The sequence below is a fragment of the Marinomonas vaga genome (assembly GCF_055388305.1).
The window spans coordinates 932,437-946,795 of record NZ_AP043903.1; the positions used below are offsets into that span (position 1 = coordinate 932,437).

The 14,359-nt window shown below is 50.1% G+C and carries 15 protein-coding genes; 7 read left to right on the forward strand and 8 right to left on the reverse strand.

From position 1 onward, the window contains the following. Positions 1-63: 63 nt before the first annotated feature. The 3 genes from ACZ5DR_RS04355 (at position 64) to ACZ5DR_RS04365 (ending at position 3,134) form a co-directional block, all read left to right on the forward strand. Complete coding sequence (locus tag ACZ5DR_RS04355; RefSeq protein WP_377366351.1) at positions 64-753, forward strand: response regulator transcription factor; 690 nt, start codon at positions 64-66, stop codon at positions 751-753. Then, positions 683-2,074, forward strand: a complete 1,392-nt coding sequence (locus ACZ5DR_RS04360; protein ID WP_377366350.1) for an ATP-binding protein — start codon at positions 683-685, stop codon at positions 2,072-2,074. The genes ACZ5DR_RS04355 and ACZ5DR_RS04360 overlap by 71 nt, the downstream gene beginning before the upstream one ends. A 247-nt stretch (positions 2,075-2,321) precedes the next feature. Next, positions 2,322-3,134 (forward strand): MurR/RpiR family transcriptional regulator, encoded by an 813-nt coding sequence (locus ACZ5DR_RS04365; protein ID WP_377366349.1) that lies wholly within the window; start codon positions 2,322-2,324, stop codon positions 3,132-3,134. 69 nt (positions 3,135-3,203) lie between these two features. On the opposite strand, the gene ACZ5DR_RS04370 is transcribed toward ACZ5DR_RS04365, so the two are convergent. The 8 genes from ACZ5DR_RS04370 to uraH all read right to left on the reverse strand — a co-directional run bounded on the left by ACZ5DR_RS04370 (position 3,204) and on the right by uraH (position 9,973). Continuing rightward, on the reverse strand, positions 3,204-3,626 hold the full coding sequence (locus ACZ5DR_RS04370; protein WP_377366348.1) for a DOPA 4,5-dioxygenase family protein: 423 nt from the start codon (positions 3,624-3,626) through the stop codon (positions 3,204-3,206). 67 nt (positions 3,627-3,693) lie between these two features. Further along, complete coding sequence (locus ACZ5DR_RS04375) at positions 3,694-4,686, reverse strand: isopenicillin N synthase family dioxygenase (protein WP_377366347.1); 993 nt, start codon at positions 4,684-4,686, stop codon at positions 3,694-3,696. A 96-nt stretch (positions 4,687-4,782) separates the two neighbouring features. Then, complete coding sequence (locus ACZ5DR_RS04380; RefSeq protein WP_377366346.1) at positions 4,783-5,256, reverse strand: nucleoside deaminase; 474 nt, start codon at positions 5,254-5,256, stop codon at positions 4,783-4,785. A 24-nt stretch (positions 5,257-5,280) separates the two neighbouring features. Beyond that, entirely contained in the window at positions 5,281-6,075 is a 795-nt protein-coding gene (locus ACZ5DR_RS04385) for an ABC transporter permease (RefSeq protein ID WP_377366345.1), read from the reverse strand. After that, complete coding sequence (locus ACZ5DR_RS04390) at positions 6,053-6,841, reverse strand: ABC transporter ATP-binding protein (protein WP_377366344.1); 789 nt, start codon at positions 6,839-6,841, stop codon at positions 6,053-6,055. The genes ACZ5DR_RS04385 and ACZ5DR_RS04390 overlap by 23 nt, the downstream gene beginning before the upstream one ends. 5 nt (positions 6,842-6,846) lie before the next feature. Beyond that, a complete protein-coding gene (locus tag ACZ5DR_RS04395; RefSeq protein ID WP_377366343.1) occupies positions 6,847-7,830 on the reverse strand; it encodes an ABC transporter substrate-binding protein in 984 nt (327 codons plus the stop codon). Positions 7,831-8,262: 432 nt separating this feature from the next. Further along, positions 8,263-9,417 (reverse strand): FAD-dependent urate hydroxylase HpxO, encoded by a 1,155-nt coding sequence (gene hpxO / locus ACZ5DR_RS04400; protein ID WP_377366342.1) that lies wholly within the window; start codon positions 9,415-9,417, stop codon positions 8,263-8,265. Between the two features lie 199 nt (positions 9,418-9,616). Then, positions 9,617-9,973: a hydroxyisourate hydrolase gene (gene uraH, locus ACZ5DR_RS04405; protein WP_377366341.1), complete on the reverse strand. Its 357-nt coding sequence runs from the start codon at positions 9,971-9,973 to the stop codon at positions 9,617-9,619. 133 nt (positions 9,974-10,106) lie between these two features. On the opposite strand from uraH, the gene uraD reads away from it, so the two are divergent. From uraD to ACZ5DR_RS04425, 4 genes are all read left to right on the forward strand, one after another. Continuing rightward, complete coding sequence (gene uraD / locus ACZ5DR_RS04410; RefSeq protein ID WP_377366340.1) at positions 10,107-10,649, forward strand: 2-oxo-4-hydroxy-4-carboxy-5-ureidoimidazoline decarboxylase; 543 nt, start codon at positions 10,107-10,109, stop codon at positions 10,647-10,649. Between the two features lie 78 nt (positions 10,650-10,727). Further along, entirely contained in the window at positions 10,728-11,903 is a 1,176-nt protein-coding gene (locus tag ACZ5DR_RS04415) for an amidase (protein ID WP_377366339.1), read from the forward strand. A gap of 3 nt (positions 11,904-11,906) precedes the next feature. Beyond that, on the forward strand, positions 11,907-13,493 hold the full coding sequence (locus ACZ5DR_RS04420) for a gamma-glutamyltransferase family protein (RefSeq protein WP_377366338.1): 1,587 nt from the start codon (positions 11,907-11,909) through the stop codon (positions 13,491-13,493). 44 nt (positions 13,494-13,537) lie between these two features. After that, entirely contained in the window at positions 13,538-14,356 is an 819-nt protein-coding gene (locus ACZ5DR_RS04425; protein ID WP_377366337.1) for a sulfite exporter TauE/SafE family protein, read from the forward strand. Positions 14,357-14,359: the final 3 nt, after the last annotated feature.

Here is a 14,359-nt window from a genome sequence, read left to right on the forward strand (position 1 = left end):
TTGGGTCTAACCTTTGCAAAGCCGTTGCCCTAAGCAACGGCTTTAGTCATATGAGAGAACACAGTGCGTATTCTTGTAGTTGAAGACGATCAAGTCACTCAAAGCTTTTTAAAGAAAGGCCTCACAGAACAAGGCTATCAAGTGGATGTTGCCAGCGATGGTCAGGAAGCCCTGTTTCAAGCCCTTGAGATAGACTATCAACTGATCATATTAGATCGCATGCTGCCTAAGCTGGATGGACTAACGGTGCTTGGCACCCTTCGTGCCGCAAACAAAGAGCTGCCAGTATTAATCCTGAGCGCCTTAGATTCCGTAGACGAACGGGTTAAAGGTCTGCGCAAAGGCGGAGATGATTACCTTGTTAAGCCCTTTTCCTTCTCGGAATTGTTGGCTCGGGTTGAGATCCTCCTAAAGCGTCATTCTGCACCCAGCGCCGCTCCAACGTCTCAATTACAAAGCGGCGATCTCACTATGAATCTTCTCACCCGTGAAGTAACAAGGGCTGGCCAAAACATCCCCTTGCAGCCTAAAGAATTCCAAATATTACAGTACCTTATGGAACATCCAGGACAGGTAGTCACGCGCACGCTACTGTTTGAAGCCGTTTGGAACTATGACTTTGACCCACAAACAAATGTGATTGACGTGCATGTGGCACGCTTACGTAAAAAGGTAGAAGCTGATGATCTTCCGACGATTATTGAAACCATACGTGGCGTCGGCTACCGCTTGGTTGATAAAACGATTCTCTAGTTTCGCCTGGCGCTTTACCTTTTTATTCACCTCCTTGCTGCTGATCTTAATCAGCTGCTTGTTGTTTGTGCTCTATCAACTGAGCGTGGGTGAAATCAGCCGCAACCAAGCGCATCAGCTTAGGCTCACCATTCAGCAGCAAAACCTTCTCAGTCGAGAGCTGTCTTCCGAGGAATTCTTACGCCAATTAACCGTACAGACCCAACAAAGGGCCAATCCAATTTTGGCGTTTCAAAGCCCTGATTACTCCCTTGGCATTTTAAGTAGTATTCCTTCTCGCTTATCTCGCTGCCCGCGACAGAGTACCTTTTTAGTGGAAACAGGAGAGGACGATCTGCGAGTGTTCTCTGGTTGTGTCGCTCGAGTCGGCCAAGGCATCATGTTGGTGGCTACGGACAATGGTACCCTGCACTTTTTACAAACACGCTTTATGCATGCCAGCGTCGTGGCCTTGATCTTAACCATCTTCTTAGGGCTGTTTTCTGGGCGCTATATTTCCCGTCAGCTGCTGACACGTATTAAAGGCTTTAACCAGATTGCAGGAGAGGTGCAGCGAGGGGATCTCGGTGCGCGGATGCCCACCAGTGAACGGGACGACGAATTCGACTTGTTGGCCCAAAACATCAACCGCATGCTGAACCAAGTGGAACATTCCTTCCAAGCGGTCTCTGGGGTGACGGATGCCATTGCCCATGACTTGCGGACCCCATTAGGGCGTTTACGTTTGATGCTAGAAAGCAGCCTGATTGAGCATTCTAAACACCCAGTATCCGAACACACCCTTCACACCATGCTGGAAGAGTTAGACAACATTCTAACGACCTTTAGTTCCATGTTGGAGCTTAGCCGCCTAGAGCACAAACAAGCGAACAAGGCCCTTGTAAACTTGGATATGGAAGACATTACCAGCGACGCGGTGGACCTGATTCAGCCCTTGCTCCAAGCTCAGCAGCAAACCCTGACTTTGACTCAAGCAAGTTTCAGCAGCACCTCATTAAAAGGGGATAGAACCCTAGTGTTCCGAGCGCTTTTTAACACCCTTGAAAATGCAGTGAAGTACGCTGGAGAAGGCGCTCAAATACAACTAGAGGTGACCCCTACCGGCTTCATTGTGGCAGATAATGGCCCCGGGATTCCCGAAGCCTATCGAGACAAGGTGTTCCAGCGCTTGTACCGCATGGAGTCTAGCCGTACCAGCCCTGGCTATGGCCTTGGTTTGCCCCTAGTACAAGCCATTGCTCGTTTCCATGGGGGCAAGGTCACCCTGTCAGACAATCATCCAGGATTACGGGTGGAAGTGACATTTCAAGGGGCTCTCTGAGCCTCTTGATAACCCTGTAAAATAGTTTGGGGTCTTTACGCACCCATTCTTGCTTCATCTGCTCGCTAATGGGCTTTAGCTCATTTAGCAATTGCTGTGTAGGCTGTGAATAGGTGTCGGTCAAAGTAATACTGCTTCGTGGAATGATGAAACAAAAGTGCCATGAGAAATAATCTCAGTTGGCACAAAACCCGCTTTAGATTACCGTATATACCATTCACTTACTTAATAAGGCTATCAACTCATCGTGAAGCAGGATGTACTTTCGTTAATTGAACAAAATTACCCTTCGCTGTCGCCTTCAGCCCGTGCCATTGCAAACTACTTGCAGCAGCACCCGCTGGCGATTGTGAGCCAAACCTCAGCGGAAATCGCTGAGAAAACCAATACGTCCAAAGCGACGGTGAGCCGTTTCTTTCGCCAGCTAGGGTTTGAGTCACAGCAGGATGCCAAACAAGCACAATTGGCACTTCGTGAGAGCGGTGTCCCCGTATTAACTCAAGGTAGTAATATTGATCAAACCGCAGAGGAGCTAAGCAACCTGTCGCGCACCTTTGAAGGGTTACGCCCGGAGATTTTGAACGACATCAGTGCACAAATCGCCGGTGCCAGCCGGGTGACCTTGATTGGTTTTCGTAATGCCTACCCGATTGCCCTACACTTTCGCCAGCAATTACAGCAGGTTCGTCCCTCCATTCGCCTTTTGCCGCAACCGGGACAAACCCTAGGAGAGGACCTACATGACATCATAGATGGGGAAGTGATCGTATTATTTGGCTTCCGCCGCCGGACTCGCACTTTCAAAAAGATCGTGGAAGCATTGGAAGGCCGTAACACCATCTTGATTACCGACCCGACAGGACAGGTGTACAACCAGCAAGTGAATCATGTACTGGTTTGCCACCTTGGTAATGACAGCCCATTCGACAGCTACGCTGCCCCCATGAGTCTGGTGTCCATGCTGTGCAATCGGGTCTATCGCCACATCGGCAAAAATGCTCAACGCCGCACTCAGGCCATCTCTAATATTTACACAGAGCTGGATGAGCTAGAGCCCTAACCTGTTTTGTACCCTGTCTTAGAAACACAACAGCCGCTTTATTAGCGGCTGTTTTACAGGTTCAAGGAGTCATCTGTTTCGTTCAAAATGGCTCAGATTGATGTCCACTTCTTCCCCCAGCCAATAGGCATGGGTTGTGTGATCTTCGTAATTATCCCCTGTGTCCCCATGTACCAGAACACTTAAGCCCCCTCGATGGGCATCCAACCAGCTCAAAAACTCATCAAACACCTCATGGCCAAACAAGATCTGACAACTCCAGCGCATGTGGGGCCCTACAAGTTTTTCATGAACACGGCCCACCTTAAGACCAAACGTCTCCCCGGCTTGATGGCATAGATCTGTGGCAAATTGAACGGTCTGCTCGTCGAAATAAACGTGAGCATGGTAAGACTGGTGAACATTAATCGGGCGCTTCGGAGCAGACATCGCATGGAAACCTAAATCAAATGGTAAGCACAAAGAGTAATCCCTTTGGCAAATCACGTCCATGGGAGCGCTCTGCTCGACCCCTAAAATGAAGAGATGACCTCCCCGTTTGAGGAGGTCATTGTTGCGCTTAAGCGTCTGCTTTGGTGAAGTTTGCTTGAATACGCTGGTTCAAGAAATCCTGAGCAGAAATTGGCTGGTAGCGCTGGTTAGGGCCTTGGATCATTTGATTCTTATTCGCCTGACAAAAGAAGGCCACAGAGTAACGACTACCACAGTATTCATCCACTCGTGGTAAGCGTACACGGTGCAGGTTGGAGTTGAGCTGATCGTCGCTCCAACGCATTAGCATGTCACCGATGTTGCAAGTGATCACTTCCGGTAGGGGCGGAATGCTGGTCCAGCGTTTAGTGTCCGCTTCTTTGCCCGGACACACTTGCAAACCGCCATGGCCTTCGTGTTGAAACAAAAGCGTCAAACAGTCAAAGTCCGTGTGAGCCCCTGCGCGCCAAATATCCCCTTGTTCTGTCACACCTTCCGTTGGGTAGTAATGCAACAGGCGCAAGGTTGATTGGTAATCGTCTTGCTTAGGATCATGGGCTTTGGTGAAAAAATCACGCTCAAAACCAAGCTTGTCCGCAAAACAGGACAACACCTGCATGCCCACTTCCCAACATTGCTGCTCAAAGCGCATGACGTTGGCTTGGAAATTCGGTAGTTCGGCTTCCGTTGGCCATAGACCATCCATGTGGTATTGGGTGATTTGGTAGGATTCTTTTTGATCCGCGGTGCCCGTTGAAGGGCGAATTTGGCTGCGGGTTTCCCAGCCAGCATTCACACCTTTTGGACGTGGGTATTGGCCTTTTACGGCATCAGATAACTTAAAGAAACGATCCGCTTCGTGAAAAACAGCGTCCACTTCCGGTTGTTCAATACCGTGGTTTTTCAACTGAAAAAAGCCAATTTCAGTGGCGGCTTGCCACAGTTCATCGGCGATTTCAGCGCGGCGCTCTTCGAAGTTACTCAGATCAATAATGGGCACTTGGCGGTCGTCGGCTTCAATGCCCGCGCCACCAAAGGTGGTTTCACGTTGCAGTTCTTCCAGAGAATAGGATTGAGTCATAAGAGTCTCCTAAAAATTCTGGAGCAATGACCTGGCCAAGGGCCTGACTGCTTCTACTCCGTTGATTTAAATTGTCTGTGTGAGGTTAGCGAATGCTTACCACACACCTTCTTGCAAGGCCGCCGCTTCGTCCTCAAGACAAGGGCCGACCACTTCCACCTTGCGCTGACCGGCTTCGAATACCGCACGGCAAGGCAAATCTAACGTTGGGTTTTCTGGGTGATTACCAGTGATGATTTTTAATCGAGCTTCGCTCAAGCCATACACCACACGTCCAATCCCCGCCCAATAAGCGGCCCCCGAACACATGGCACAGGGTTCCGCCGACACATACATGGTACAGCTTGCCAAGAACTCTGGACGGTAGGCCTTGCTGGCACGGGTCATTAACTTACGCTCTGCGTGGCCTGTCATATCCAGATCTGGCAAATAGCCATTCACTTGGCTCATCAACTCATTGCCTTCGCCATCAACAAGGATGGCGGCAAAGGGGTGAATGCCCTGTTTTTTGGCGTCGTCCGCCAATTCAAAACTACGGCGTAACAGGGCTTCGTCTTTCGCGTTTAACATGTTCAACAACCTTTTCTTAACGGCTTAATGCTTTTTCTTTGGCAAGCTCCAAGGGAACCACCAAGCTTGAATCCACTGCACTGATTTGAACAGCAGCAAACTGATACCCGCTAAGAAGATCAAACCTGCAAAGGCTTGTGGGATCTTAAAGAAGGAGGTGGAAAACTGGATGAAATAGCCCAAACCTTCTTCTGCTGCCACAAACTCTGCAACCACCGCGCCAATAATGGCCAAGGTGATGGAAACACGTAAACCACTGAAAATATGGGGGATCGCGTAAGGAATACGGATCTGCCAAGTTTCACGGTAGCGAGGAGCACGCAGAGACTGGCTCAGCTCAATCATTTCAGGTGGTGTTTCCAACATACCCGTTGTGGCCGACACTACCAGCGGGAAGAAGGTGATCAAGCAAGTGATCAACACCCGAGACGGATCATCCGTACCCAGCAATACAATGATCAAAGGGGCCACCGCCACAACTGGGGTGGATTGGATCACGATCAGTAATGGATACAGAGTACGATTCAATAACTCAGAGCGAATCATGGCAATGGATAACGGGATCGCGATGGCAATAGACAAAGCAAAGCCCATTAACGCAACCCTCAAGGTCGCCCACAAATGCCCTAACCAACGGTCAAAGGACACATCGAAAAACGCTTTAATGATCGCCGAAGGGGAAGGCAGAATGTAATTAGGCACCTTACCCACCTGACAAATCAGTTCCCACAAAGCGATCAAACCCACAAAGAACATGACTGGCGCATAACGATACGCCTGCTGGCCAATCCAAGATTTAGGCTGGTACGTTTGGCTCATAAATATGCCCTCGAATTAAATCAGTCAGTTCTACAAAGCGTGGTTCGTTGATGGTCTTACTCGTACGTGGTCGTGGTAAATCCACTTCAATTAAATCCAGCACCGTACCGGGACGTTTACTCATGACCAAAATACGGTCCGACAAGAGCACCGCCTCACTAATGGAGTGGGTGATAAACAAAACGGTTTTGGGGTTTTCTTCCCAAATTTTCAGCAAATCAAAACCAATCTGCTCACGGGTCAAAGCGTCCAACGCAGAGAAGGGCTCATCCATTAGCAAGATATCTGGGTTCAACAACAAAGCACGGACAATCCCCACCCGTTGCTGCATACCTCCGGAGAGTTCATCCGGCATCTTGTCTGCAAATTGCGTCAATCCCGCCATCTGCAGCAGCTCTTCTGCACGTTTCTCGTCTTCCTTAGAGTAGCTGCCGTACTTATGCTTCAACGGAAACAGCACATTCTTGCGCACCGTCAGCCAAGGCAATAAGTTTGCCTTTTGAAACACAATGCCCACGTCATCACGGGGCTCAGTCACTTGGCGATTAAACACCGACACTTCCCCATGGGAGGGGATCAATAAGCCTGACACCATGCGCAACAAGGTAGACTTGCCGCAGCCAGAAGGGCCCACCACCGCCACGAACTCGTGACGGTGAATGTCTAAATCAATATCTTGCACAGCCATTGGTGCTTCTGGACGCGGGTCATAGCGATGACCCACTCCCTTCATGCTCACATAGGCTGCTTGTTTACTACTTTCCATTACCATTACTCCGGCATGAAGCTCATGTTGACAGCTGTTTGAGGATCTAGGGCATCCTCGCTCAAACCGTTCGCTTCTGACACGTATGTCCAAGTTTGTTGAATACGCTCTGGGGTGAAGACGCCAAAACCATCGGCTTCTGTGACATCGTTATAAACAAGGTTAGTGATGCTCTCGATCTGAGCTGCCGCAATGTCCGCGTCCACTTCTGGCACCATGGCGTGAATGTCTGCACCGGCTTGAGCTGGATTGGCGTAAGTAAACTCAAGGGACTTAGCAAAAGCCTTCACAAAACGTTTTGCCACGTCAGGACGCTCGCTTAAGAAGCGCTCAGACGCCAACAAAGACGAGCTGTACAAAGACAAGCCCGCGCTCGACCAAGGCATTTCTACAATTTCTTTGCCCGCTTCCGCGGCTTGGGTAGTGAACAAAGCGGTGTTGGTGACCCAGGCGATGATGGCATCTGTGTTACCTGTGATCATCATTGGGCCTAGGGCACCTGGATCGGTTTTCACAAGCTGGATATCATCCTCTGATAAACCGTTTTCCTTTAGCACTAAAGGTAAAAACGCATTTGAAGACGTGAAGGGTGACGTGGCGACTTTTTTACCTTTTAGATCTTCGATCGAGTCAATGCCTGAACTTTTCAAAGCAAAGAAAGCATGGGGAGCTTGGGTGAAATACGGGAACACAGCAACGACCGGGATGCCGTCCTGAGCTTTTGCTGCCATCAAAGCACCAATATCTGAACTGCCCACATCGGACTGACCCGTAGCCATCTTAGTCAAAGCGTCGGTAGAGCCACGACCACTGGCGATGGAGACTTCTAAGTCTTGTTCTGCAAAGAACCCCTGTTGAATACCCACATAAACAGGCGCTTTATCACCACCTGGCAACCAATCTAACTGGAATGTCACCTTATCCGCCGCCATCGCTGCGGAGCTCGCCATCATAGTAGCCAGTAGTGAGACCTTCAGTGCTGCTTTCATATTCAACTCTCCAATGGTAAGTACAGGGTTGTGAGACTATCGTTTCATATATTTACCATTAAGCAACAATCGTTCCAGCTTTACACCAAGCTTAAAAATGAATTTAACCCTATGATTTAAATGGTTTTATTGATCGACAGGAAGGAAGAACGGAAGCAACACAAGAAACACTCGTTCCAACTGGGAGCGAAACACTTGTTTCAGTGCACCAAACTAGAACTGGGGTTCAATCTCGGCCATTTCTGTTTGTCGCAGAGGTTGCTGGGGCGTTGTCGCGATGAATCACGACCTACAGAAGAGCCAGTTCTTGAGGACACTTCTGCCTGGCATCTGGGATGCTGACCTCGTCGCTGATGCAATCAGCTCCTACAATTTTGTATTGGCCAAAAAAAGGGGCCGAAGCCCCAAATCATTATGTCAAACGGTCATAGGTTAGCCTAAGGGCCCACCTAATATGGTTTTCGACAGTCCCTGCATAATGCCAGTACCTGTCTCTTCCCGCAGTTCGTCGTACCATGCCTGAGTGACTTCCGGGTTGAAGCCATGGGTCACGTCACAGCGAACACGGGCCTTGAGTACTAAATCCTTAACACGCTCTACTCGCGCATCGTTGTACTGGGCCAAGGCCATTTCAATGTCTTGTGTCTCGGCAAAGCACTGCCCCAGTACCACAGAATCCTCCATGGCCGCACAACCACCTTGGCCAATGTCTGGCGTAGTGCTGTGTCCCGCATCCCCTAATAAAGCCACCTTACCTTTCACCAATGGGCGGAACGGCTCAACATCGTGGATCTCAATGCGGTTGGTGGTATCTGGGTTAATAGCATCGATTAATGTCTGTACGGGTTGCGCCCAACCATCAAAATAGCCTTTTAGGTCAGCCTTCACCGTGGATCGATCTTGCTCAAGCCCAAGAGGCAGAGGCACATCAAAGAAGAAGTAAAAGCGGTTGTCTGCAATCGGCATTACTGAAACGCGTTTGCCATCGGCCACAAACATAGTCCACTGGTCGGCAGGGGCAATGGCATCATCGACCTCTACCAAGCCATTCCAATTCACATAGCCTGCGTAGCGTCGTTCAACCTTCTCACCCAAGACGTATTCGCGGGCAATCGAGTGAGCGCCATCTGCGGCGATCATAAAGTCAGCGGAAGCGGTGGAGCCATCGGTAAAGGTGGCGGTGACACCTTCTTTGTCTTGGGAGACGGATTCAAGGCGCTTACCAAAGTTGACCTTGTCACGTCCCCACCAATCGATCATCTGTGCTTGAAGATCCGCTCGAGCAACCGGACACGGACGCTCGCCAACCTCTTCCACCAAGGGAGCCAAACTAAATTGGGTCATGGTGGCACCGGACAAACCTTCGTTATAGGCCATCTTGCGCATCGGCCCACCCAAGTCATCCATGATTTTCCCCATCCCTAGATGGTTCATGCATTTGACACCATTGGACCAAATCGAAATCGCTGCACCGACAGGCTTCATCTCTTTGACTGCTTCAAAGATCTCACACTCAATGCCTTTTTGTTTCAACGCGACGGCTGCCGACATGCCGCCAATACCTGCGCCAATGATGATTGCTTTCATGGTTTTCCTCTTCAATGCAAAACAAATCTATTCTTCTGCTAGGGCAAGATTCATACCTAAAACGATTGTTTCCGCATTATTTTTTATGAAACAATAATTTCAAAGGGTTTGCGGCGAAATCTGAAACATCTGATTCAAGGTCAAACCAACCGCGCCATTGCACCACCATGGAGCGAGGCGCACAAAGACAATGCAATAACTAGCTACCGCGGTAAGTGCTGTAGGAATAAGGCGTCACAAGTAATGGCACGTGGTAATGACTGTCTTCATCGGCAATACCGAAGCGCAGCACGACCACATCTAAGAAGCGTGGCTCAGACATGGGAACGTCCTTTGCAGCGAAATAATCGCCAATAGCGAACTCTAGTTCGTATTGTCCTGAAACAAACGATTCACCGCTTAGCAAAGGGGCATCACAGCGACCGTCCTCATTTGAGAGGGTTGTATGTAACTCTGTACGAGTACCATCCCCATTCACTCGTGACAATCGAATGTGCACCCCTGGCGCCGCAAGGCCACAGGTAGTATCTAGAATATGTGTTGTTAAATTTCCCATGCTGATTCCTAACATTTTAAAGTGAACGGGTGGGCGAAGATCTTAAAATTAAGCGCTTTCCCAACGCAAAAGTGAACAGTGCCAAAACAAAAAACATGCCATTCATGATGGCCATTACACAAGGAAACCAACCATGACGACCACCAATGGGTCACTTCTTTCCCTAGATAAAGCCAGCTTTATCAATGCCTTAAAAGACATCTATGAGCACTCCGAATGGGTTGCTGAAGGCGTGTTCGAACAACGTAACGCCCTAGCATCCAGCTCGCTTCCCCTTCACGATGCAGTGCGAGACGCCATGCAGGCCTTGGTGGACCAAGCAGACCATGAGCGCAAACTGGCTTTACTATGTGCCCACCCAGACTTAGCAGGCAAGGCCGCTTTAGCGGGTGAGCTGACTCACGCCAGCACCAGTGAACAGGCGGGTGCCGGGCTAGACCAATGCTCCCCTGATGAACTGGCCACCTTCACCGAACTCAACAACACCTACCGGAGCAAGTTTGGTTTTCCCTTCATCATGGCCGTGAAAGGCGCCACCAAAGAACAAATCTTGGCAGGTTTCAAAGAACGAGTTCCAAACGACCGTGACACAGAGTTTGATCGGGCGCTGAAGGAAGTTCACAAGATTGCAGGCTTTCGTTTAGGGGATTTTCCAGCGGAATTTTGGCAACGCTAACAAAAAACGACTAGCCGCTTGTTTCAGTTGACAAGATCACGAAACAATTGTTTCATAAAAAAATACACAGGAGCATCCATGAAACATTCACTCGTTCAACATCCTTTTTTGCGTTTGCCGACCGCTTATTCAGCCCCCGCAGGTGCTGAGGTTCAGTCGCAGCCTCTGCAAAGTTTTCGTTTAGCGGTGAAAGACTTGTTTCATATGGCAGGCTTGCCCACTACAGCGGGCAACCCAACTTGGCTTGCGACTCATGCAACACCAACACACACCGCTTCCTGTGTTAGCAAACTCATCGCCGATGGTGCCACCTTCGTGGGCAAAACCATTACTGATGAACTGGCTTATAGCCTTAACGGACAAAACATTCATTACGGAACACCGCAAAACCCGGTGACCCCTAACCGCCTCCCAGGTGGGTCGTCATCAGGTTCAGCGGTGGCTGTGTCCCAAGATTTAGCAGACATTGGTCTTGGTACCGACACTGGTGGCTCTATTCGTGTGCCGTCCAGCTATAACGGCTTATACGGTTTACGCCCTACTCATGGGGCCATCCCTGCGGACAATATGGTCGCTTTGGCACCATCGTTCGACACCGTTGGTTTTATGACCCGCACCCTGCCAAGTCTTGAAAAAGTGGCCCAGTCACTGCTACCTAATCAGCAACCAAAGTTATCTAAGGTGTTGATTGCAAACACCTTAATGAACCAAGTAGAGCACAAGGTCGAGCTTGCACAGCAGCTAAACGATTGGCAACAAGCGGGTAAACTGACCTTAGACGGCTCCTTGGAAATTGATCCAATACATTGGCAAACAGGCGCCACCTTCCGCACCCTACAAGGGGCTGAGATTTGGCAAACCCACGGTGCTTGGATCATCCAACATGATCCAGACTTTGCCCCTGACATTGCCAGCCGATTTGAATGGACCAAGACCCTAACGGCCAGTGATGTTGAACAAGCCAAAACCCAGCAAGCCGCCTTTCGCGCGTGGATGGATGAGGCGATCCAAGACAGTATTTTAATCCTGCCAACAACACCGGGGCGCGCTCCGGAGTTAACCATGGCAGACGCTGAGCTGGCCGACTATCGCAACCAGTTACTAGAACTGACCGCCATCGCTGGCTTATGTGGTTACCCACAACTGCACCTTCCTGTTTGCGAGATAGAAGGCGCTCCCTGTGGCGTGTCCCTCATCGGCCCACGGGGCAGTGATTTGTCGTTAATCGCTTTTGCTAAATCGTTAATGGAGTAACCCATGGCTCATATCGCTTTTACCGCGCCCCACCACGAAGCCACTAAAGCTGGACAAGCCATTCTCGAACAAGGTGGCACCGCTATTGAAGCCATGGTTGCGGCTGCGGCCACCATTGCTGTGGTATACCCCCATATGAATGGCCTTGGTGGCGATGGCTTTTGGCTGATTAGCGAGCCGGGTAAAGCCCCTATTGGCATCGATGCATCAGGTAAGGCTGCACAGTTGGCCACTCTCGATTTTTACCAAGGGGAAGATTCTATTCCTGCCCGTGGCGGCAAAGCAGCATTGACCATGGCAGGTGCCGTGGCAGGTTGGCAAAAGGCGTTGGACATCAGTGCTTTTTGGCAAACACCTAAGTCACTTAGCAGTCTATTGAGCAACGCCATTAACCACGCTGAGTCAGGCATCCAGATCACCGAAAGCTTACAAGCGGCAAGCAACAAAGTTCATGCAGATTTAGCGATGTTGCCGGGTTTTTCTCAGTTTTTAGATGATAATCAGACCTTAACTGCAGGCAAAACACTGTCGTTAACCACCCTTGCTGAGACCTTAAAACACCTCGCAGAGGTGGGATTAGACGATTTTTATCAGGGCGCTATTGCCGAGCGGTTAGCTGCCGATTTGGAAGCCGCGGGCTCTCCTATTCGATTAGCCGATTTTCATAATTACCGTGCAGAACAAGTAACGCCATTAAGTGTCACCACCCAAGCCGGCACCCTTTACAATTTACCCGCGCCGACACAAGGCATTGCCTCCTTGATCATCTTGGCTCTATACGACCGTATCCACGCGTTAGGAGACGGCAGTGATGTGGACATGGCCCACTTGCTGATTGAAGCCACGAAACAAGCCTTTATCGCCCGTAATGAATACGTCACGGATACCGCTCGTTTGGCCTTGGATTTACAAGACCTACTAAGTGACGCCTCACTAGACAGCATGGTTGAGAAGATCCAACTCAACACGGCTCAGCCTTGGCCCCATGCGGCAAAACACGGGGATACCATTTGGATGGGAGCCTGTGACGCAGAAGGACGCATGGTGAGCTACATTCAGAGCTTGTACTGGGAATTTGGCAGCGGCATTGTTAGCCCAAGTACCGGCATTGTTTGGAATAACCGAGGTTCATCCTTTAGTTTAGAAGCGGGCCATTTGCAAGAACTTAAGCCCAATTTAAAGCCATTTCATACATTAAACCCGGCCTTTGCCGAACTGTCCGATGGCCGTCGTATCAGCTACGGCACCATGGGAGGGGAAGGCCAGCCACAAACCCAAGCAGCGCTATTTAGTCGCTATGTTTACCATAAGATGCCCCTAGAAAAGGCCATCAGCGAAGGACGCTGGCTGCTAGGTCGCACTTGGGGGGATGTCAGCCATAACCTCAAGGTTGAAGCCGATTTCGCCGAGCTGGCAGGCAACACCTTGATTCAGCGAGGCCACGACATGGTCGTCGTCGATGCCTGCAACGAACTCATGGGGCACGCTGGCGCGGTGGTGCTCAAACCTGATGGCCAAACCGAAGCGGCCACAGACCCTCGCAGCGATGGCGCCGCCATAGCCTGCGACACCCAATCAATCACACAGTAGACGTAAATCGTCAATTAACACCGAATGTTAGGAGTAAGCGTAAGATGTCATTCATAATGGAAAACTATTCCATGATTCTCGCCATGATGGGCACAGGCGTCATTGCTGGTATTCTCGCAGGATTACTGGGCGTAGGAGGCGGCATCGTCATCGTGCCGGTGCTGTTCTTCCTGTATCAAGGCCTTGGCGTCAGTGCAGATACCGCCATGTTAGTGGCCACGGCCACCTCTCTTGCGACCATTATTCCCACCTCTATCAGCTCTATTCGCGCGCACAGCGCTAAAGGCAACGTGGACTTCGCGCTGCTGAAGCAATGGGGCGTGTTTATCTTTTTAGGCGTGTTAATTGGTAGCTATGTGGTAACTCAAGTAGACGGCCAATGGCTTACCCTATTATTTGGTGTGATCGCCACCCTGTCCGCCATCAATATGTTGCTGGGTAAAAAAGACGCCTTGTTTCAATCTTTGCCAGGCAAAGGGGGCCAAAGCATCATTGCAACTTGCATTGGCTTCTTCAGCTCTATGGTCGGCATCGGTGGCGGTACCCTCACCGTCCCAACACTGACGTTCTGTAACTACCCTGCTCACCGTGCAGTCGGTACTGCAGCAGCAGTGGGTTTGATCATTTCTTTGCCTGCCGCGGTCACCATGTTGATCGTTGGCCAAACCCCAATTGATTCGCCTTTTGGCACAGTGGGTCTAGTTAACCTAGTGGGTGCAGCCTGCATTATTCCGTTAACTGTCTTGTTTGCCCCTGTGGGTGCTGGTCTTGCACACCGCTTGAATGCGGCCATGTTGAAAAAAGTCTTCGCCATCGTACTCATCTTCACAGGTGTACGTATGTTGTACCAAGTTTTAGCCTAGGAG